Origin of the sequence: Bradyrhizobium sp. (assembly GCF_035935975.1) — a bacterium.
In the GTDB taxonomy this organism is placed as follows: Bacteria; Pseudomonadota; Alphaproteobacteria; order Rhizobiales; family Xanthobacteraceae; genus Bradyrhizobium.
In genome coordinates this window covers 268,833-288,569 of record NZ_DASYWN010000057.1, presented here as the reverse complement: position 1 = coordinate 288,569, position 19,737 = coordinate 268,833, and the positions used below count along the sequence as shown (strand labels likewise).

Here is a 19,737-nt window from a genome sequence, read left to right as displayed (position 1 = left end):
ACAACATCCTGCAAGGACACCAACTCGCAAAAGCATAGACCGCAGAACCATACCCGTCCGCCCCACGCCGCTCGCCTCCCACATCAGGGGCCGCCAACGCCCCTTGATGTCGAATCTGGAAATGGCTCTCAGGCTCTACGAGCGGTGGGCTGTCACCGTCGGATACGGTAGATCACGACGTCTTCGCCGCGATGCGTCGTGCTCTTCTCCAGCACGTAGTTCGCCTTCTCCAGCACGCGGCGCGACGCCCCGTGCGCGACGAACACCAGGCCGATCAGGGACGGCAGCGCGAGCTGCGACAGCCCGATCTCCGTCAGTGTGGTCGCGATCTCGCTGGCAAGTCCCCGGCCCCAGACATCGCGCCTGAACGTGTAGGCGATCTCGATCTCGTCGACGTCATCCACGAGGAGATGCCGGATGCCCGCCCGCCCGGCGAAGGCGCCTTCCTTGGTCCGGAGCACCCACAGCCCGAAACCGTGCCGATCCCAATGGGCCATGTTGACGTCGAGATAGGTCTTCGTCGCCTCCGCCGAGCGCACGCCGCCGAGATAGCGCGACACCTCGGCATCGAGATGCAGTGCGACGAGGTCGGCGAGATGGCTTTCATTGAGTTTTTCGGCGGTCAGTCTGTCCGTGCTGAATTGGTCCATGGAAGTAGTTCGTCGCTTTGGAACTGCTGGCGATCTCATCTCGTTGTTGCGCTGTTCTGCCCGGCGGGTCAACCGGCGCGGTTCGTCCCCCGGCGCATCAACCGCTGCTTGATCTGAATCAAGCCCGCGCATGACAACCACCCCACAACCCGACTCCAGGGGCTGGTGACAAGTTGGTGTGCGAAATGAGTCCGACCTGGTACGTCACCTTCGAAGTGCAACGGCGAGGCATTCTGCCGCGACAACGCAGTCCGCGTGAGACGAAGACCTTTGCGACGGAGCAGGAAGCGAAGCTGTTCGCGCGTGCCAAGCGCGATGAGGGCCTCGCCCTCTTTGCAGGCACGATCAACCCGCATCTGCCGAAGCGGCTGATCCCATCCTCGGGCATCAACGCGTGGCTTGCCGACGACCAGGACAGCGCTGCGGCGCCCGGCACTTCAGATAGCGACTAAGCACTCTGCTGTGCACAGCGATCCAGCTAGAGTGTTGCCATTTTGATACGGGCCAAAAATCCCCTCGCGCATAAACTCCAGGATGTTCGCGGTATTTATGCACGCCAGCCTGCATAAGGCCTCGTTTCTGACGGAAGAAGATTTGAGCAAAGGGGACGAAACAATGAAGAAGCTTTCAATCGCGGCGATCGGCCTCGCGGCGCTGAGCATGGCGGCTCCCGCCATGGCGGCCGATATGGCGGTCAAGGCGCCGCCGCCGGCACCCGTCGTGGCGGTTTACAACTGGACCGGATTTTACATTGGCGCCAACGGAGGCTGGGGGCAGAGCCACGGCTGCGTCGATTTCTTGACGCCCGCAGGGAGAGTCGGAAGTGGTTGCGCCGATCGCTCCGGCGGCCTCGCGGGCGGACAGATCGGGTATCGCTGGCAGACCAATCAATTCGTGCTCGGCCTGGAAGCGCAGGGCGATTGGGCCGAGCTCAAGAACACGCGCGTCAGCCTGATCGATCCGTTGATCTCGACCACGGGCAAGACCGATGCGATCGGGCTGTTCACGGCCCAGGTGGGCTGGGCATGGAACGCCTCGCTGCTCTACCTGAAGGGCGGCGCCGCCGTGACGCGCAATCGCTTCGACATCTTCAACAACGTCACCGGTGTTGGCCTTGCCTCGGCAGGTCACACGCGCTGGGGCGGTGCCCTGGGTGTCGGCTGGGAATATGGCTTCTCGCCGAACTGGACGGCCGGTATCGAATACGACCATCTCTGGATGGGGCGTGATAGCGCCGGCTTCGCAGGCGTGGTTACCCCCGGTGGTGTCACCCTCACGGGCAGCGGCGTCACCCAGGATATCGACATGATCACGGTTCGGTTGAACTACCGCTTCGGCGGTTACGGTGCGCCGTACGCGGCTCGCTATTGATCCAGAGTCTTCCCGGTGAACTGAGGCCCCGGCATCGACCGGGGCCTTTTTCATGCGAAGTTGAAGAGAACGCGAGGACGTCCGGCGTCAGTTCCTGCGGTCGAGCGCGGCCAGCTGCTTCCTGTCGAGCAGCACGATGTGACGCTGGTTGTTGTCGATGAAGCCGAGGATGCCGAGCTCGCGCAGATGCGACAGCGACCGCGAGACAGTCTCGAGCGTGAGGCCGAGATAGTCCGCGATGTCACGCCGTGTCATCGGCAGGGCAAGCACGCCTGCGGCGGTTAGCCGCCGGTCCATCTCGATCAGGAACGCGGCAACCCGCTCCATCGACGTCTTGCGTCCAAGCAGGAGCATGTGGTCCTCGGCATGCCGCAGGTTCATCGTGGTCATGTAGAGCAGGCTTCTGGTCAGGGTGCCGTCGCTCCCGGCAACGGCTTCGAGGCTCTCTTGCCTGATCAGCCGCACGGTCGTGTCCACCACCGCTTCCGTGGTGAAACGATGGATGCCGCCGTTCGTCAGTCCGAAGATGTCTCCGGGGACATGAAATGCGCTGATCTGCCGGCGTCCGTCGGGCAGCAGCTTGTAGCTTCGCACCGTGCCCGACTTGACCTGGTAGACATATCTTGCGGGCTCCTTCTCGCCGTAGATCTCGCTGCCGCGCCGGTAGGTGAACTCGCTCAGGCTGACCATCGGATCCGAGTCCGCGGTCATTCCGAGTTCGCTGAGAGAATGCGGGCGGGGCAGGGAGGCCGAGGTCATGTGCATCAGCATCGGACCAACTCCTCAAGCCCATGGCGATCGGGCTTGTCAGTCGCAGCGCGTGTGACACCGGGGTGGCGTCGCGCCGCCTCGTTCTTGCTGACGCGAAGCTTGTTCGAAAGCGAAACCGATGACTATCGTCCTAAGGTTCATTGTCCCAACGGACAGGACAGAGCTGCATTCGGCAACGCATCATCGATCCGCGTATTGTTTGGCTCGCCGAATTCGAGCGTGAGTTGCCCGATCACGGCCTCCGCGTTGCAAAGACTTCTTGCCCAGGGACGGACGGGGACGATGTCGCCGTATCCGGTGGTCGTCAACGTCGCGAAGCTGAGGCAGAAAACCTTGCTCGCGAGCGAGCGGTCATTCCCGAACTCGATCCCCTTGAATGCTCCGTCGATAGATAAGCCCAAAAACGTGAATACGCAGCAAATCCGACTGAATCAGCAGATGGACCAGCACGGCGCCGACGATCCGGTGGTAGCTGACGTGGCCCCGGCCGAACACCGCTCTCGTGACCACGACGCCGAGTGTCGCCGCGATCGCCAGCCGGGCTGCGGCCGGGACATGCAGATTGTAAGGCTACGAATAGTAATAGCGCTCGAGGAAGACTGACGAGAAGCGAGAGCACGATCATGAGGATCGCGGTCTTGCCCTTCGAGATCATGGCCATGCCTGCCATGACCGCCAGCAGGATGGTGATCGCTCCGGCGTGAAGCGCGAAGAACCCTGTCGCCTGCATGGGCGTAAGAACGAATACGATTAAAATCAGCAGGACCGTCGGCAGCGTGAGGAGCCAATCGTTGAGGCTCAACCGCAGCCGGTCCCTTATCGCCACCTGCCTCTCACGCGTTCGCCGTTGGTTGTCGACCCGCTCGGGTGCGGCGCGATGAAGCGGATATGCCCGTGAGGGAAGGAGCCGCAGTTTGATCTAGCGCAACATGCGCGCCCGGCAGCTTCCGATGCTCCGGATGCTGGATTTCACCAGCTTACGGAGGCGAATATGGATGCAAAGCGATTGACTGTGGCGGCTGCCGCGTTCGCGTGCGCAACCTCGATGCTTTCGATCAGCGGCGCCGAGGCACGAGACCGGCTCTATGTCGGGCCGCTCTATCATGGTGGTTACATCGCCGACCAGACCGGCCTGCCCTGGTACGCGGTGCGTGCCTATTACGCCGGAGGCCCATGGGTCTATGGCTATAGCGGTTGGGCCGACTATGCCCTCCGCAACGGTATCGGTTGCACGCCGGGTACGCTGGTCAAGGGCGGCGACGGCATCATGTATGTTTGCCAATAGGACGCGAGACCGGAGGCGGCCGCGCGCCGCCTCCCTTTGTCTGTGACAGTCCTTGCCACCACGAGCATTCGAGCCGCGGACTACCAATACCTGTAGCCAAACCACCCGAACTGTCCCGGCCGCGCCGCCAGAAGCATCTGCGGCGGCGCGTGCCGCTTCGATCGCGCCGCAACGTGTTGGGTCTTGCGCGATCGTTTGTGATCGACGACGTCGCGCGGCGGCGCTTCCCTCTGCGCCATGGCGAGTGCGTTGCCAACCGCTGGCGTCTCTGCCCGGATGACGGGCGGTTCTGCGCGGTCGGGAGGAGCGGCGCCCTGCGAGGTCGAAACTGCGGGTGCAGCCGCGACGACGACCTGCGTGCTGGTATCGAGGACCACGCGCTCGGGCCATTTGCGATCCGAGTGAATGAGGATCGCCGGCCGGTCCCCGGCTGTCTTCTCGGTAACCGGCGCTTTGGGCAGACAGAAGTCCGCAACGAAGAGGAGCGCGAGTATCGCCGCGCCGACCTTCCAGAAATACGCCAACAACGGCATCTCAGTCGCTCCGTGCCCCCCACAATGGGCCCAGCGACGACGTCCCGATTCAAGTCATTTGAGTGTGGAATGCGAAGCTGCGAGCAACTCAACCGGGACTGCCGCGCAGCTTCGGGGCATTGACGCAACGTGTCAACCACCAGCCTCATCGTATGTCGGTAAGCACGTGACCCTCAAGCCAGACCTTTAGCGCCCTGCGCCAATGCGATTGACGCCGCCATTGGCGTTGCCGCCGGCATTGTGGCGGACCGCGGCACGTGCGACGGGCCTGGGCCTCAGCACGACGCCGGCTCTCGCAACGCAACCGACGGGGTAGTCGACGTATTGGCAATAGACCGCGGCGGCCGGGGACGGATTGAGCGTGACGCCGGCAAGCCCCAGCAGGGCGCTGGCGGCGATGCCTGAAACCGTCATGGACTTGATCGAAAAGCGCTGTCTCGGAGTCATGATGATCCTCCCCTTTGCGTTTGCGGGATGAGCCGCTTTCCCTGCGCCGACTACAACCTGCTCCTCGCAGGGCCGATCACGTTGATGTAGATCAACCTGGCGGGTAGGCTGGCTCGCACCCAAGGGGGCGACGGCATTAGGCGGATTCGCGCATAGCAACCGACGGATCTGAATTCAGGAGATCGACATGACGCGCCTGCTCTTCGCAATCATATCGGCCAGCTTAATTCTGGTGTCGACGGCCTCGACCTCGTCCGCGGGGCAACGCCAGTATCGCCATGGCTACATCGCCCCGAGCGTTCCTGTGCGCTACTGCTTGCAAGGGCGGATTTGGGGATACCCAGGCAATTGCCAATTCGCGACCTATGAGCAGTGCATGGCAACCGCTTCAGGGACCAACGCGTATTGCGGCATCGATCCGAGCTACGCCTTCGCGTATCAGCGCGATCCTGGCAGTCAGTGGTATCCGCGCTAGGCCGTGGACTGATCGATCCGGTGTGCTTGCGGTGGACACGTCATCGACGCTGGCCGCTTTGTCACCAGTCACGCGAGTTGATGTGGCGAAAACCAGTCGGGGTGCACGTCAACCGGCGTCTTGCGTCGGGACAAGCCGACATGACGCCAGCGCGGCTCATTTCTTGTCTCCGAATTGCCCCGAATACATTTCGAGGCAGGTCAAAAGTTCGACGTAGCTTGTCTCGTCGCCGCCAGCGGTGGTCTCGCCGATGCACTCTTGTTTCTGTCGCGCGCTGAACGAAGACCAGCGTCGGGTCAGTTGGTCCTTGTCGATCGTGCAATTCCTCCCCATGCCGGATCCCGCCGTCTCCATGCTGCAGTTTCCGGCGATATCGAACACGGGTGGTCCGTCGGCGGCTCCGGCCGGCTCAACCGCAAAAGCGAGCGCAACAACAATCAGACCCACAATGAAGTTGCGCATTCTGCCTCCCGATGTCGGGCCGCGGCACGGTGAGCATAGCCCTGGTCCAAGGCTGATCTATATCAGCGCTGTGGCTGCCTGTGGCGCGCGCGCCGGCGGCTTCGCGTGGAGGCGAAACCGCGCGTGCCATCGGGCGATCGCTTCGATCAGATGCTCGCAGGTGTCGAGGACCAGCAGCGTCAACTGGGCCGGAGCCACAGGTCCGGCGGCAGCTATTGCTCCGCCATTCGCAGCGCGCCGGGCCGCAGGCCGTATTTGCGCATAACGGCCTTGCTGAGGGCGCCTTCGGATGCATAGCCGACCTCGCCTGCGATCCTGGCAATGGAGTCGGAAGTGCCGGCCAGACGTTGGCGCGCAACCGTCAATCTCAAATCGGACAGGAACGTCATCGGCGCCATCCCTGCGTGCTTTCGAAAGGCGCGGACCAGGCTCGCGCGGGAGGTGATTGCAACAGTCGCCATCTCGTCGAGCGTCCAGTCCCTGGAAAGATCGTTGAGGATTGCCGACACGACACGGGCCGTCGTGCGGTCCCGCAATAGCGAAACCGTATGATTCCCGGCAGCATCGTCCGCAAGATGGTCGCGGAGCATCATGACGAACAAGGCCCTCGCCAGATCGGCCGCGATCGTGTCCGATCCGACCCTGCCTGCATCCAGCTCGTCACGAATATCGATCAGCAGTCGCCGGAACCTTTCCAGTAACGGCTCTCCTGCGGTGCGGAGGACGATTTCATCGGGAAGCGCTGCGATCAGCGGGTTTCCGTCCGCTGTCTCGAACAGGAACCGGCCACATAGGAATTCGGTGTCGATCTGGGCGTCGACCGTCGTGCGTTGTCGAACCCCGTTCCGGACGTCGCTCGCGATCCGCGCCGCAACGCCGCCGGTCTGGCTGCGGACCAAATGGCTGTCTCCGTGCGGCAAGAGCAGAATGTCGCCGGCGTTCAACCGCTGCGAGCCCAGGCCCGGCCTTTCGACCACGCACGAGCCGCGCGTGACCATGTGGAATTGCGCCCAGCCCCGGCCGTTCGGCGCGTGAAGCGATTCCCAACTGCCGCCAAATCGACAGGAATCGTCGATCACCGGCCGGATTCTGAGCAGCGGCACCATCGCCTTCAACAATTCCGCGGCTTCCGCCCCCGACATTCGTGCTCCTTGATCCGCCCGGACATGACTGCGAGCCGCCTGGCCATACCTCGCGGCTGCAAGCGCTTCTAGATCATAGCGATCAAGACACGGAGAGTAGAATGTCCATGCTCGACTGGAACAATTACCGCCGCCAGGTTGTGGCCGGCGTCGGCGAAATCGGAAAGCTGACGCCGGATACGGTGAAGGGCTACGCAATGCTCAACGGCGCGGGCTCGAAGACCGGTCACCTCAATGCCAAGACCCGCGAGTTGATCGCGCTGGCGGCTGCAATCACCTTGCGCTGCGATGGCTGTATCACCGTCCATGCCGCTGAAGCGAAGAAGCATGGCGCGACGGAAGGCGAGGTCGCCGAGGCACTCGGCGCCGCGATCTCGGTCAATGCCGGCGCCGCGCTGGTCTATTCGACGCGTGCGCACGAGGCCTTCAGGGCCGCCTGAGCGATCATGCGCACGAGGCTCATTGTTTCTAACACAACCTAACGAGCAATCGCCGCCGTGTTCGCTAAATGTGGCGGCACGACAGCGGCGGAGATTTTCAAAAAAGCACGATGTCGACGGGAGATGACATGACATCCAAGGCGCCAATCGAAGTGTTGCCACGGCCCGCGAATATGTCGCGCCGTGGCTTCGTGGGAGGCCTTTCGACCGGCATCGTTGCCGCGGTTTCGACCGAGGCGGCGAGAGCCGAGTCGTTGGCCGACGTGCCTGATCGCGGGCCCGGCGCCGACCTGAGCGCACACAGTGAGCGATCCCGGTTTGCAAAGCTGGATCGCATCCCCGAGGCCACGCCGGGCAAGCGCAACGTCGATCCCGGCGACGCCATCAACTCCAAGACGCCGCATCAGAAGCTCGTCGGCAACATCACGCCGACCGACCTGCATTACGAGCGGAGCCATTCGGGTGTGCCGGATATCGATCCCGCGCAGCACAGGTTGCTGATCCACGGCATGGTGCAGAAGCCGCTGGTGTTCAGCGTGGACGATTTGAAGCGGATGCCGTCGGTCACGCGCGTGGTCTTCATCGAATGCACCGGCAACGGCTGGGAGAACTGGAAGAAGGCCGACCCCGACGTGACGGTGCAGAATACCCACGGCCTCGTCAGCACCAACGAGTGGACCGGCGTGCCGCTCAAGTTCCTGATCGACCTCGTCGCCAGGGACAAGGGGGCGAGCTGGATGCTTGCGGAGGGCGGCGACGGCGCGGGTGTCGATCGCAGCATTCCGCTCACCGACGAGATCGTGAGCGAGGCTTTCGTCGCCTACGGGCAGAACGGCGAGCCGCTGCGGCCCGCTCACGGCTTTCCGATGCGGCTGGTGATGCCGGGCTTCGAGGGCAACCTCAACATCAAATGGCTGCGCCGTCTCAAGTTCGGCAACGCGCCCTGGATGACGCGCTGGGAGACGGCGCGCTACACGCAGTTGCTCGCGAACGGCAAGGCGCGGCAATTCCAGCTCCGGATGGAAACCAATTCGGTCATCACCCAGCCCTCCGGCATGATGCAGATCCAGCCGGGCTACAACCGCATCTCCGGCCTTGCCTGGAGCGGCCACGGCAAGATCGCCAAGGTCGAGATCTCGACCGACGGCGCCAAAACATGGAAGCAGGCGCAACTGAGCCAGCCCGTCCTCTCCAAGGCCCAGGTGCGCTTCCAGATGGATTGGGTGTGGGACGGCAAGCCGACCAAGATCGTGAGCCGCTCGACCGACGAGCAACGCAACGTTCAACCGGACCGGCAGACCTTCATCGCCGCGATGGGGACCAACGCGCTGTTTCACTACAATGCCCAGCAGACCTGGAGCATCGACGAGGCCGGGAGGGTCCGCAATGTCCTCGCATGACAAGTTGCTTTTTGCCGGTATCGTCGCCGCCGGATTGCTCGCCGCACCCGCTCTGGCGTTCGATTTCGGCCGCCCCGCAACGCCGCAGGAGATCAAGCTGTGGGACATCGATGTCAGCCCCGACGGCAAGGGCCTGCCTGATGGTGGCGGCACAGCGGCGCAAGGCAAGCAGGTGTTCTCAGACTATTGCGCGGCCTGTCATGGCGACAACGGCCAGGGGGGCATCAAGGATCGTCTCGCCGGCGGACAGGGTACGCTTGCCTCCAACATGCCGGTCAAGACCGTCGGCAGCTTCTGGCCTTATGCGACGACCTTGTTCGACTACATCCATCGCGCGATGCCGTATCCGACGCCGGGCTCGCTCAGCACCGATGAGACCTATGCCGTCACCGCCTACATACTGAGCCTCAACGGCATCGTTCCTGCCGACGGCAAGGTCGACAAGGACAGCCTGCCGAAGATCAAGATGCCCAATCGCGACGGCTTCATTCCGGAACCGGAGTTCGACCCGGCGAAATTATTCCGTAAGAAGTGAGCGCGTGGTCATGAGGCTTTCGGCACTGGTCACAATCCTCGCTCTGGTTGCAGCGACATGTTCATGGGAGACGCAAGCGATGGCCGCAGACGGACTGATTACCATCAAGAGCAGCTTTGGACCGGAAGACACGATGAAGCGGCTGGAAGCGGAAGTGAAGGCCAAGGGTCTCACCGTGTTTGCCCATATCGATCACGCCGCGGGCGCCGCTGCGGTGGGCCTGCCGCTGCGGCCGACCGATCTCATCATCTTCGGCAACGCCAAGGGCGGCACGCCGTTGATGCAACAGGCCCAGACCATCGGGATCGACTTGCCGCTGAAGGCGCTGGTCTGGCAGGACGAGCAGGGCGCGACATGGCTCAGCTACAACGATCCAGCCTATCTCACGCACCGGCACGGCCTCGGCGATGCCGCCAAGGCTCCGGTCGAGGCGATGTCGGGCGCGTTGAAGGCGATCGCCGCCAAGGCGACGAGCGCCCCCTGATGCGGACCGTCGGGAGAAGTCGATGAGCACCACCAACGAGTCACCGACACCGTCCAGCCCCCGCGACTCCAAGCTCGCCGGATGGCTCGTCATCGCGGTGCTGTGCGCCATGCTCGTCGGCGCCGGCGCGCTTGGCTATCTCGGCTGGTTCAGGACGGATCACGACGTGCCGGAGGCCGGCTATGTCGCGCTGGTGCTCGGCGTGGTGTTCTCGCTGGTCGTCGGCATCGGCCTCATGGCGCTGGTGTTCTACAGCAGCCGCAAGGGCTATGACGAACCGGCTGTGCTGATCCAGGAGCCGGACGCGGTGCTGACCAAGGAGCCGGAGAGCGATCCGGAGGATGGGCGAGACGATACCCGATGATGTGCCGCGGGCACCCGCCGAGGATGCCATCATGCTCCTGTTTTGCCCGACGGTGCAACCGGCGCGCTCGTTCTATCCAGGCTGCGGCCGGTGATTCCAGCACTCGCGTAAGTCATTGATTTCACAGACCCCGCCTACTGTGCATGGGGTTGTTTTCGCAGTTTTTTGTTTTGAGGGGGCCTTAGCCGGCCCCAAGTGCGACCGCGATGTTGTACGTCACGAGGCTCGCCGCATAGGCCAGCACCAGCATGTAGGTGAAGGTGACGGCCATCCATCCCCAGCTTCCGGTCTCGCGCCGGATCACGGCGAGTGTGGACGCACATTGCGGGGCGAAGATGTACCAGGCCAGCATCGACAGGGCGGTTGCGAGCGACCATTTCGTCGCCAGCACCTGGCCGATCTGCTCGGCGGCTTCCTTGCCGCCTTCGATCGCATAGACGGTGCCGAGCGCCGCGACCGCGACCTCGCGCGCCGCCATGCCGGGGATCAGCGCGACCGCGATCTGCCAGTTGAAGCCGACGGGTGCGAGCAGCGGCTCGAGCGCCTTGCCGATGATCGCAGCCAGGCTGAAATCGATCGCGGGCTCGGTCGCGCCGGCGGGCGGCTGCGGGAACGAGGCCAGGAACCAGATCAGCACCATCATCGAGAAGATCGTGGTGCCGGCGCGGTACAGGAACATCTTTGCGCGGGTGAAGATGCCGATCGCGACCGATTTCAGGCGCGGCAATTTGTAGTCCGGCAGCTCCAGCATGAACGGCGCCGGCGCATAGTCGCGGATCATGAAGAACTTGATCACGAACGAGACGGCAAGCGCGCTGACGATGCCGGTGGCGTAGAGCCCGAACATCACGAGGCCCTGCAGGTTGATGAAGCCCCAGACGTCCTTCGCGGGAATGAAAGCGGAGATGATCAGCGTGTAGACCGGGATGCGTGCCGAGCAGGTCATCAGCGGCGCGATCAGGATGGTGGTCAGCCGGTCGCGCTTGTTGTCGATCACGCGCGTCGCCATGATGCCGGGAATGGCGCAGGCAAAGCTCGACAGCAGCGGAATGAAGGCGCGGCCGTGCAGGCCGGCGCCGCCCATGATGCGGTCCATCAGGAACGCCGCGCGCGCCATGTAGCCGAAATCTTCCAAGAGCAGGATGAACAGGAAGATGATGATGATCTGCGGCAGGAACACAATGACGCTGCCGACGCCCGAGATCACGCCGTTCTGAAGGAAGCTCTGGAAGAGGCCCGCGGGCAGGGTGGCGTGCACGAACTCGCCGAGCGCGTCGAAGCCGTTGTTGAGCAGATCCATCAGCGGCTGCGCCCAGGCGAACACCGCCTGGAACATCACGAACAGGATCAGCGCCAGCACGATCAGGCCGCCGACGGGATGCAGCACCACGGCGTCGATCCGGGCGGTCCAGGTGTCGGGCCTAGCAGGCAGGCTGACGCAGTCGGCGATGATGCGGTCAGCCTCGCGCTGGGTGGCGCGCAGCTCGGCGACGCTGAGCGCGCGCCAGCTGTTCTCCTGCCGCGGCTCGGCGGCGAGCTTTGCCGAGATCTCGTCGGTCAGCGCCAGCAGGTCGGCGGTGCCGCCCTTGCGCACCGCGATCGAGGTGACCACGGGCACGCCGAGCTCCTTGGCGAGCCGCTCGACGTCGACCGTGATGCCGCGGCGGCTCGCGATGTCGAACATGTTGAGGACGAGGATCATCGGCCGGCCGGTGCGCTTCAATTCGAGCAGCAGGCGGATGGTCAGGCGCAGATTGGTGGAATCGGCCACGCACAGCACGAGGTCGGGCACGGTCTCGCCAGAGGCCTTGCCGAGCACGAAGTCGCGGGTGATCTCCTCGTCCGGGCTGCGGCCGCGCAGCGAATAGGTGCCGGGCAGGTCGACCACCGAGACCTGGCGTCCCTGCGGGCTGACGAAAAATCCTTCCTTGCGCTCGACGGTGACGCCCGGATAGTTCGCGACCTTCTGGCGGCTGCCGGTCAGCGCATTGAACAGCGAGGTCTTGCCGCTGTTGGGCGTGCCGACCAGGGCGAGATGCAGCAGGGGTAATTCCATGGAAACAAATATCCGGTCGCCATCTCAGGCGACGATGATGGCCATGGCTTCGCGACGGCGCACCGCGATCGTGATGTTGTCGACCCGCACGGCGATGGGGTCGCGCCCGACCAGGCCCTCGTGCAGGACCTCGACCCGGGCCCCCTCGACGAAGCCGAGCTCGATCAGCCGGCTCTCGAGCTCGATGTCCGAGAGCGCCGAGCCTGCGTCCTTGGTGGAAAGGTGCTGAATGACGCCGGTGTAGCCGCGCAAGGCCAGACCCAGCGGCATGTGTGGGCGCGTATCATGGGTGTCGGTCATGCCCTGTATTTTCAACGCAGGGCATTGAGGTCAAGCGCGCGGGCTCGCCGAAACTGCACCTTAGAGTGATTTTAAAGTGCAGTTGATGGGGGGCGTCGAAAAGACGCCCCGGCGGCTACTGGGCCGGGACCTTTTCCGGCTGGATGGCGGCCATGGCGCGGCTCTTGAAGTAGTCGAGCACGAACAGGCGGATCGCCGAGGACAGGTTACCCTGCTGGCGGGCGCCGTCGATCTCGCCGACGAGCTCGGACAGCGTCATGTTACGCAGGCCCGAGATCTCCTTCATGCCGTTCCAGAACGCCTCTTCCAGGCTGACGCTGGTCTTGTGGCCGGCAACGACGATCGATCGTTTCACCACAGGCGACTTCATGGCTGATCCTCGTGATCGATCTGGTGCTGGTCCAGATGCGTCTTCGCCTTGTCCGCGCGGGTCTCCTCCGCGGACCGCTCCGCCTTCGTGCGGCCGAACTTCGCCCGATTGGCGTCCGCCTGCTTCGCCGAGGCTTCCCGCTCGGCGCGTTTCCGGAAACGATTCAGGTTGATGACGTTCCCCATGCCGCGTCTCCATCATCCGATCCTCTCCAGGTGGGATGAAACATTCAGAAACAGGGTGCCGCGCTGCGCCCTACAAGACTTGATCGCCATTAGCTTGTCCTCGTCAATCGGCCCTCGGGCCATCAAACGATGAATTAGCCCCGTCAAGGGCAGAGAGGCCTGCCTAGCACGCCGCCTCCCTGCAACATTGACGGTAATCAAATCCCGTCCCTGAAACCTTATAATTATAGGGCCTCGGGCTCCGTATCATTACGGATGACTATCGGAATTCGGAATTCACCCGGGCCGGGTCATTTTCTCCGGCTGCACCAGGCGATCGAATTCGTCGGCGGAGACGAAGCCCAGCCGGAGCGCTTCCTCCTTCAGCGTGGTGCCGTTGTGATGCGCGGTCTTGGCGACCTTGGCGGCGTTATCATAACCGATCTTCGGGGCGAGCGCCGTCACCAGCATCAGCGAGCGCTGCATCAGCTCCTTGATGCGCTTTTCGTCGGCGCGGATGCCGTCGACGCAATGCTCGGTGAAGGAGCGCGCCGCGTCCGCCATCAGGCGGATCGAGTGCAGCATGTTGTAGGCCAGCACGGGCTTGTAGACGTTGAGCTCGAAATGGCCCTGGCTGCCGGCGACCGTGATGGCCGTGTGATTGCCGAACACCTGGCAGCACACCATGGTCATCGCCTCGCACTGCGTCGGATTGACCTTGCCCGGCATGATTGAGGAGCCCGGCTCATTCTCCGGCAGGATCAGCTCGCCGAGCCCCGAGCGCGGGCCCGAGCCGAGCAGGCGGATGTCGTTGGCGATCTTGAACAGGCCCGTCGCGACGGAATTGATGGCGCCGTGCGCCAGCACATAGGCATCGTTCGAGGCCAGCGCCTCGAATTTGTTGGCCGCGCTGGTGAAGGGCAGCTTCGTAATCCCGGCAACGTGCTTTGCGAACAACGTTGCAAAGCGCGGCTTCGAATTGAGGCCGGTGCCGACGGCGGTGCCGCCCTGAGCCAGGGGATAGAGGTCCTTCACCGCGACCTTGAGACGGGCGATGCCGCTCTCGACCTGCGCGGCATAGCCGGAGAACTCCTGGCCCAGCGTCAGCGGCGTCGCATCCTGGGTGTGGGTACGGCCGATCTTCACGATCTTCGCGAATGCCTTCTCCTTCTTGCGCAGGGCGCGGAGCAGCTCGGTGAGGGCAGGGACCAGATCGACATTGATGCGGCTTGCTGCCGCGATGTGCATGGCTGTCGGAAACGAATCGTTGGACGACTGGCTCATGTTGACGTGGTCGTTCGGATGCACCGGCTTCTTGGCGCCGAGCTCGCCGCCGAGCAGCTTATTGGCGCGGTTGGCGATCACCTCGTTGAGATTCATGTTGCTCTGGGTGCCCGAGCCGGTCTGCCATACGACAAGCGGGAAATGGTCGTCGAGCTTGCCTTCGATCACCTCTCGCGCGGCGCGGATGATCGCATTGGCGCGGCGCTGGTCGAGCAGGCCGAGCGCGAGGTTGGACTGTGCCGCGGCAAGCTTGACGATGCCCAGCGCATGCACCAGCGAGATCGGCATGCGATCGGTGCCGATGCGAAAATTCTGGCGCGAGCGCTCGGTCTGCGCCCCCCAATAACGATCGGCGGGGACTTCGATGGGACCGAAACTGTCGGTCTCGATACGGGTGGCGGGGGACGAGGTCTTCGCGCGGGCAGCTTTGGCCATGAGCACATCCATTCCGCCGCGCGAGGTGCCGCGCGGCCTCTTCATGTGCTTCTCTATATAGGGAGTTTGGCCGGGCGCGACCGGTTGGCGCCCAACCTAGATCATTTCTTGCGGAAACGATCGAGCCGCACGACCTCGGCGCCGCCTTGGCTCGGCGGGGTCGGCTCTTCCGCGGTCTCCGCCTTCTCCGTGTCGGGCGCGGGCACCGACAATGCCGAAGGGGCAGGGGCCGCCGGCAGCGTCTCCGGCGCGACCTCGGCGACATCGGAGGTGTCGAACTGGAGGCCGAATTTCACGGACGGATCGAGGAAGCTCTTGATGGCGCTGAACGGCACCACCAGCCGCTCCGGAATGCCGCCGAAGGACAGGCCGACCTCGAAACGATCCTCGAGTACGGTCAGGTCCCAGAACTGGTGCTGCAGGATGATCGTCATCTCTTCCGGATATTGCGCGAGCAGCCGCGACGACAGCTTCACGCCCTCGGCCTTCGACACGAAGGTGATGAAGAAATGGTGTTCGCCGGGCAGGCCGTGGGAGGCGGCATCGGTCAGCACCTTCCGCAGCACGCCGCGCAGCGCGTCGCGGGCCAGCACATCGTATCGGATATGATCGGTCGCCATGGTGGTCCTGTTGCATTCCAGGAGTTGGGCCCTGCCGGCCCGACTCGCCAAGCCGCAATAGTACCGCGCCTGACGGGTCAGCAGGAGTCCCCGCCGGGGAGGAAATAGAAGGCAAGTGGAGGCTTCTGTTGCCAGGTGCCTCCGAACCCCGCCTAACGGAGCTTAACCCGTTAGGACTTTAAAGTGGTCTTTCAAACTGCGTTACGCAGCCTGAGCAACCGGAGCAAAGTTGTCGTTGGCAACTATTGCAGTAGCCCGATAACGGCGGAACAATACCGGGAAAAAGCACGCCCTTTACGCCCTCGTCGATCCTATTTCGCCCCCGCCGAAACTCACCTTCGATGGGCTTGAGCCCGATGAGCTTTGGTGGAGGCGCCGGGTACCGCCCCCGGGTCCGAATGGTTTATTGCGACGACCGTTTATTTCCATAGCCGGCGAACCGGCACTCCCAATATAGGGGGCAAAGGTTTCAAAAAACAGAGGTTTCGAGCGGAGAGGGTACGGTTCCCTTTGGATAGGTCCCGGATCGCCACAGGTCCGATCTTGGCCGCGGCGCGGCCCTCATTCTAAGCTCCTGACATGTCCACGGATTCAGCACCGGCCGTCCAAGAGCCGGATATCCCCGCCGCCCACGCCCCACCGCCCGGCTTGCTGGCGCTGTTCGTGGCCTTCGCCCGGATGTCGCTGGCCGGTTTCGGCGGCGTCCTGGTGTTTGCCCGGCACGCCATCGTCGACCAGCACCGCTGGATGACGGCGGACGAGTTCAACGAGACCTTTGCGCTCTGCCATTTCCTGCCCGGACCCAACATCGTCAATCTGTCGATGGTGTTCGGCTCGCGCCTGCGCGGGATTGCCGGCGGGGTTGCCGCCTTCACCGGCCTATTGCTGCCGCCGACACTGATCATGACCGTGCTCGCGATCGTCTATGCCCGGTTCGGCGACGTCGAGGTGCTGCGACGTATTCTCGCGGGCATCTCCTGCGCGGCGGTCGGCCTCCTGATCGCGGTGGTGCTCCGGATGATGACGCCGCTGCTCAAGCGAATGGACTTTGTCGTGATCATCCTGATGCTCGGGGTGTTCGTGGCCATCGGCGTGCTCCGCCTGCCGCTTCAGGCGGTGCTGCTGGTCGCGATCCCCGTCAGCATCGGCGTCACCTATCTGATGCGGCGGAAGGTAGCAGCATGAACAGCGAGAACCCGATCTGGGCGCTGATCTCCACCTTTGGTCTAATGTCGCTGTTCGCGGTCGGCGGCGCCGCGGCGGCCGTGCCGGAGATGCATCGTATCGCCGTCGACGTGCATCACTGGATGACCGACAAGCAGTTCACCGATGCCTATGCGATCGCACAACTCTCACCAGGTCCAAACGTGCTTATCGTGACGTTAATCGGCTATGCGGTCGCCGGCATCCCCGGCGCGCTGGCCGCAACGCTCGCGATGTGCCTGCCGACAGCGCTGCTTGCCTATTATGTCAGCCGTCTCTTGAGCCGGCCCAGCCAATCGCGCTGGCCCAGCTTGATTCAGGCTGCATTGGTTCCGCTGTCGATCGGATTGATGGCAGCCAGCGCCCTGATCCTGGCCCAGTCGACCGATCGTACGTTTGTTGCACTGCTTCTGACCGCATTGGTTGCGGTGGTCGCGTCGGTCTCGCGCATCAATCCACTCTGGCTTCTGCTCGTAGGAGGCCTGTTTGGTTTTGCTGGCATTGTGTGATGAAAATCGCTAGGCAATGGTCCGGGCCGGGGATCCACTTCCAGCCGATTTAGAACAACAGTGCTCGTGACTTACGGGTCGCGGAGGAGACATACATGGCCGAGACGATGGGCCACTCAGCGACAACCACCCGAAACACATCGGTGGCGATCGGCTTTTGCCTGCTGGCGATAGCGCCACAGATTTTCGAATTCATCTGGTCGATCGGGACGATTTTCGGCTGGGGCGCCGGACGCGGCCCGGCCACCGTCCTGATCAGCCACGCAACCGCGCTGGTCACGGGCGCTCCTGCAGCGCTAATCGGAGCGGCCAGCGGTGATGCCAAGAAGGCGTCATCGGATGTGCTGCTTGTGCTGATCTACTCCTATCCGATTTTGGCGGTGGCGATCGTCACGCTGTTCATGACCATCCGGTCTGCGCAGGACTATGTCGGCGGCGTCATTCTGATGGCGCTGGCGCTGTTCGCGCTGTGGGCCTCGAGCGATTTGCAGGGCATGCGCGGCTTCTCCTTCGGCGCGGGCACCGCGCCGCGGATGTTCGGCGCGCTCCTCGTCGCGATGTCCGCCGGCATCGCCCTGAGCGGCCTTCTGGTCGATGGGCCGGGAATGTCGCATTATTCCTGGCGCGGGCCGCTGTTCGTGATGGTCGCGATCGTGTTCTTCGCGCTGGCGATCCGGCCGCTCGGCCTGGTGGTCACGGCGTTCGTGAGCTTCATGATCGCAGCGACGGGATCGCACGAGACGCGCTGGCTGGAGGCCGCCATTGTCGGCGCCTGTCTGACGCTGGGCTGTGCAGTCCTGTTTCCCTACGTGCTCGGGCTACCGATGCCGATGTTTCCGCGTTTCCTGATCCAGTGAGGGCGTGATGGATATTTTTGCGAACCTCGCTCACGGCTTTGTCGTCGCGCTCTCTCCGATCAACCTGCTGATGTGCCTGATCGGTGCCCTCGTCGGCACGCTGGTCGGCGTGCTCCCGGGCATCGGCACGATCGCGACGGTCGCGATGCTGCTGCCGATCACCTTCGGACTGCCGCCGGTCGGCGCGCTGATCATGCTCGCCGGCATCTATTACGGCGCGCAATATGGCGGCTCGACCACGTCGATCCTGGTCAATATTCCAGGTGAGGCGACATCGGTCGTCACCGCCATCGACGGTCACCAGATGGCCAAGCAGGGCCGTGCCGGGCCGGCGCTGGCGATCGCGGCGATCGGCTCGTTCTTCGCAGGCTGCGTCGCGACCGTCTTGATCGCGGTGCTCGGCGCGCCGCTCACGAAGCTCGCGCTGGCGTTCGGTCCGGCCGAATATTTCTCGCTGATGGTGCTCGGCCTGATCTTCGCGGTCGTGCTGGCCAAGGGCTCGGTGCTGAAGGCGATCGCGATGATCGTGTTCGGCCTGCTGCTGTCGATGGTCGGGTCGGACATCGAGACCGGTGCCTCGCGCATGGCCTTCAACATTCCGGAGCTCGCCGACGGTCTCGGCTTTGCGACGGTGGCGATGGGTGTGTTCGGCTTCGCCGAAATCATCCGCAATCTCGACGCCGGCGCCGAGATGAACCGCGACCTCGTGCAGCAGAAGATCACCGGCCTGATGCCGACCAGGAAGGACCTGGTTGACTCCACGCCTGCGATCCTGCGCGGCACCGTGCTCGGCTCGATCCTCGGCATTCTGCCCGGCGGCGGCGCGGTGATCGCCTCGTTCGCGGCTTATACGCTCGAGAAGAAGCTCGCCAAGAACCCGTCGCGGTTCGGCCGCGGCGCGATCGAGGGCGTGGCGGCGCCGGAAAGCGCCAACAACGCGGCGGCGCAGACCTCCTTCATCCCGTTGCTCACGCTCGGCATCCCGCCGAACGCGGTGATGGCGCTGATGGTGGGCGCGATGACCATTCATGGCATCGTGCCGGGTCCGCAGGTGATGCAGAAGCAACCCGACCTCGTCTGGGGCATGATCGCCTCGATGTGGATCGGCAACCTCATGCTGATCATCATCAACCTGCCGCTGGTCGGCATCTGGGTGCGCCTCTTGCGCGTGCCTTACCGGCTGATGTTCCCCTCGATCGTGATCTTCTGTGCGATCGGCATCTACTCGGTGAACAACGCACCGGTCGACGTCATCCTCGCAGGCGTGTTCGGGCTGGTCGGCTACTGGCTGATCAAGCACGATTTCGAGCCGGCGCCGCTGCTGCTCGGCATGGTGCTCGGACCGCTGATGGAAGAGAACCTGCGTCGTGCGCTGCTGATCTCGCGCGGCGATTGGAGCGTGTTCCTGACGCGTCCGCTGTCGGCGGTGCTGCTGGCGATCGCGGCGGGCCTTCTGGTGCTCACGGTGTTGCCGACACTGCGTGCCAAGCGCGACGAGGTGTTCACCGAATCCGAGAACTGAGCGCGCCGCGCGCGGCGCCCTGCGTCCACGCGGCGCCCTGCGTCCGCGCGCCGCATTC

General features: G+C 63.7%; 26 protein-coding genes and 1 other RNA gene. 14 read left to right on the top strand and 13 right to left on the bottom strand.

Annotation, left to right across the window (positions count from 1 at the left end; genetic code table 11):
• Positions 1–152 precede the first annotated feature (152 nt).
• The gene (locus VGR99_RS37425) at positions 153–650 is read right to left on the bottom strand and encodes a GNAT family N-acetyltransferase (RefSeq protein ID WP_326904952.1); all 498 of its coding nucleotides are present in this window, start codon (positions 648–650) and stop codon (positions 153–155) included.
• A 185-nt stretch (positions 651–835) separates the two neighbouring features.
• On the opposite strand from VGR99_RS37425, the gene VGR99_RS37420 reads away from it, so the two are divergent.
• Both VGR99_RS37420 and VGR99_RS37415 read left to right on the top strand, forming a co-directional pair.
• Positions 836–1,102 carry a hypothetical protein gene (locus tag VGR99_RS37420; RefSeq protein ID WP_326904951.1) on the top strand — a complete coding sequence of 89 codons (267 nt, stop codon included), beginning with the start codon at positions 836–838 and terminating at the stop codon, positions 1,100–1,102.
• A 163-nt stretch (positions 1,103–1,265) separates the two neighbouring features.
• Positions 1,266–2,021: an outer membrane protein gene (locus VGR99_RS37415; protein WP_326904967.1), complete on the top strand. Its 756-nt coding sequence runs from the start codon at positions 1,266–1,268 to the stop codon at positions 2,019–2,021.
• Between the two features lie 87 nt (positions 2,022–2,108).
• Here the strand turns inward: VGR99_RS37415 and VGR99_RS37410 are convergent, their stop codons facing one another.
• Complete coding sequence (locus tag VGR99_RS37410) at positions 2,109–2,732, bottom strand: helix-turn-helix domain-containing protein (protein WP_414645216.1); 624 nt, start codon at positions 2,730–2,732, stop codon at positions 2,109–2,111.
• A gap of 159 nt (positions 2,733–2,891) precedes the next feature.
• Here VGR99_RS37410 and VGR99_RS40140 point away from each other — a divergent pair, with 159 nt between their 5' ends.
• Positions 2,892–3,395 carry a hypothetical protein gene (locus VGR99_RS40140; RefSeq protein ID WP_326904949.1) on the top strand — a complete coding sequence of 168 codons (504 nt, stop codon included), beginning with the start codon at positions 2,892–2,894 and terminating at the stop codon, positions 3,393–3,395.
• 442 nt (positions 3,396–3,837) lie between these two features.
• Positions 3,838–4,077 (top strand): hypothetical protein, encoded by a 240-nt coding sequence (locus VGR99_RS37400; RefSeq protein ID WP_326904948.1) that lies wholly within the window; start codon positions 3,838–3,840, stop codon positions 4,075–4,077.
• A gap of 80 nt (positions 4,078–4,157) precedes the next feature.
• Here the strand turns inward: VGR99_RS37400 and VGR99_RS37395 are convergent, their stop codons facing one another.
• Positions 4,158–4,610 carry a hypothetical protein gene (locus VGR99_RS37395; RefSeq protein ID WP_326904947.1) on the bottom strand — a complete coding sequence of 151 codons (453 nt, stop codon included), beginning with the start codon at positions 4,608–4,610 and terminating at the stop codon, positions 4,158–4,160.
• A 186-nt stretch (positions 4,611–4,796) separates the two neighbouring features.
• Entirely contained in the window at positions 4,797–5,057 is a 261-nt protein-coding gene (locus VGR99_RS37390) for a hypothetical protein (protein WP_326904946.1), read from the bottom strand.
• Between the two features lie 187 nt (positions 5,058–5,244).
• Between VGR99_RS37390 and VGR99_RS37385 the strand changes: the two genes are divergently transcribed.
• Positions 5,245–5,532, top strand: a complete 288-nt coding sequence (locus VGR99_RS37385; protein WP_326904945.1) for a DUF3551 domain-containing protein — start codon at positions 5,245–5,247, stop codon at positions 5,530–5,532.
• Between the two features lie 156 nt (positions 5,533–5,688).
• On the opposite strand, the gene VGR99_RS37380 is transcribed toward VGR99_RS37385, so the two are convergent.
• Both VGR99_RS37380 and VGR99_RS37375 read right to left on the bottom strand, forming a co-directional pair.
• A complete protein-coding gene (locus VGR99_RS37380) occupies positions 5,689–5,994 on the bottom strand; it encodes a hypothetical protein (RefSeq protein ID WP_326904944.1) in 306 nt (101 codons plus the stop codon).
• Between the two features lie 212 nt (positions 5,995–6,206).
• Positions 6,207–7,136 (bottom strand): AraC family transcriptional regulator, encoded by a 930-nt coding sequence (locus VGR99_RS37375; RefSeq protein ID WP_326904943.1) that lies wholly within the window; start codon positions 7,134–7,136, stop codon positions 6,207–6,209.
• Between the two features lie 107 nt (positions 7,137–7,243).
• Here VGR99_RS37375 and VGR99_RS37370 point away from each other — a divergent pair, with 107 nt between their 5' ends.
• From VGR99_RS37370 to VGR99_RS37350, 5 genes are all read left to right on the top strand, one after another.
• Positions 7,244–7,576: a carboxymuconolactone decarboxylase family protein gene (locus tag VGR99_RS37370; protein WP_326904966.1), complete on the top strand. Its 333-nt coding sequence runs from the start codon at positions 7,244–7,246 to the stop codon at positions 7,574–7,576.
• Positions 7,577–7,704: 128 nt separating this feature from the next.
• A complete protein-coding gene (soxC, locus tag VGR99_RS37365; protein WP_326904942.1) occupies positions 7,705–8,976 on the top strand; it encodes a sulfite dehydrogenase in 1,272 nt (423 codons plus the stop codon).
• The gene (locus VGR99_RS37360; protein WP_326904941.1) at positions 8,963–9,511 is read left to right on the top strand and encodes a cytochrome c; all 549 of its coding nucleotides are present in this window, start codon (positions 8,963–8,965) and stop codon (positions 9,509–9,511) included. Before soxC ends, VGR99_RS37360 begins: the two co-directional genes overlap by 14 nt.
• Positions 9,512–9,521: 10 nt before the next feature.
• A complete protein-coding gene (locus tag VGR99_RS37355; RefSeq protein ID WP_326904940.1) occupies positions 9,522–9,995 on the top strand; it encodes a DUF302 domain-containing protein in 474 nt (157 codons plus the stop codon).
• 22 nt (positions 9,996–10,017) lie between these two features.
• Positions 10,018–10,359 carry a hypothetical protein gene (locus tag VGR99_RS37350; RefSeq protein WP_326904939.1) on the top strand — a complete coding sequence of 114 codons (342 nt, stop codon included), beginning with the start codon at positions 10,018–10,020 and terminating at the stop codon, positions 10,357–10,359.
• Between the two features lie 181 nt (positions 10,360–10,540).
• Here the strand turns inward: VGR99_RS37350 and feoB are convergent, their stop codons facing one another.
• From feoB to ssrA, 7 genes are all read right to left on the bottom strand, one after another.
• The gene (feoB, locus tag VGR99_RS37345; RefSeq protein WP_326904938.1) at positions 10,541–12,415 is read right to left on the bottom strand and encodes a ferrous iron transporter B; all 1,875 of its coding nucleotides are present in this window, start codon (positions 12,413–12,415) and stop codon (positions 10,541–10,543) included.
• A 24-nt stretch (positions 12,416–12,439) separates the two neighbouring features.
• Positions 12,440–12,715, bottom strand: coding sequence for a FeoA family protein (locus VGR99_RS37340; protein ID WP_326904937.1), 276 nt, complete (start codon positions 12,713–12,715; stop codon positions 12,440–12,442).
• Positions 12,716–12,830: 115 nt separating this feature from the next.
• Positions 12,831–13,085, bottom strand: coding sequence for a ribbon-helix-helix domain-containing protein (locus VGR99_RS37335; protein WP_027529561.1), 255 nt, complete (start codon positions 13,083–13,085; stop codon positions 12,831–12,833).
• Positions 13,082–13,270: a DUF4169 family protein gene (locus tag VGR99_RS37330; RefSeq protein WP_326904936.1), complete on the bottom strand. Its 189-nt coding sequence runs from the start codon at positions 13,268–13,270 to the stop codon at positions 13,082–13,084. The genes VGR99_RS37335 and VGR99_RS37330 overlap by 4 nt, the downstream gene beginning before the upstream one ends.
• Positions 13,271–13,546: 276 nt before the next feature.
• Entirely contained in the window at positions 13,547–14,980 is a 1,434-nt protein-coding gene (gene fumC / locus VGR99_RS37325; protein WP_326904965.1) for a class II fumarate hydratase, read from the bottom strand.
• 89 nt (positions 14,981–15,069) lie between these two features.
• The gene (locus VGR99_RS37320; protein ID WP_326904935.1) at positions 15,070–15,588 is read right to left on the bottom strand and encodes an SspB family protein; all 519 of its coding nucleotides are present in this window, start codon (positions 15,586–15,588) and stop codon (positions 15,070–15,072) included.
• Between the two features lie 114 nt (positions 15,589–15,702).
• Positions 15,703–16,071, bottom strand: a transfer-messenger RNA (tmRNA) gene (gene ssrA, locus VGR99_RS37315).
• 96 nt (positions 16,072–16,167) lie between these two features.
• On the opposite strand from ssrA, the gene VGR99_RS37310 reads away from it, so the two are divergent.
• The 4 genes from VGR99_RS37310 (at position 16,168) to VGR99_RS37295 (ending at position 19,679) form a co-directional block, all read left to right on the top strand.
• Complete coding sequence (locus tag VGR99_RS37310; protein WP_326904934.1) at positions 16,168–16,773, top strand: chromate transporter; 606 nt, start codon at positions 16,168–16,170, stop codon at positions 16,771–16,773.
• On the top strand, positions 16,770–17,300 hold the full coding sequence (locus VGR99_RS37305) for a chromate transporter (RefSeq protein ID WP_326904933.1): 531 nt from the start codon (positions 16,770–16,772) through the stop codon (positions 17,298–17,300). The genes VGR99_RS37310 and VGR99_RS37305 overlap by 4 nt, the downstream gene beginning before the upstream one ends.
• 95 nt (positions 17,301–17,395) lie before the next feature.
• Entirely contained in the window at positions 17,396–18,157 is a 762-nt protein-coding gene (locus tag VGR99_RS37300) for a tripartite tricarboxylate transporter TctB family protein (protein WP_326904932.1), read from the top strand.
• A 7-nt stretch (positions 18,158–18,164) separates the two neighbouring features.
• Positions 18,165–19,679: a tripartite tricarboxylate transporter permease gene (locus VGR99_RS37295; protein WP_326904931.1), complete on the top strand. Its 1,515-nt coding sequence runs from the start codon at positions 18,165–18,167 to the stop codon at positions 19,677–19,679.
• The last annotated feature ends 58 nt before the right edge of the window (positions 19,680–19,737 follow it).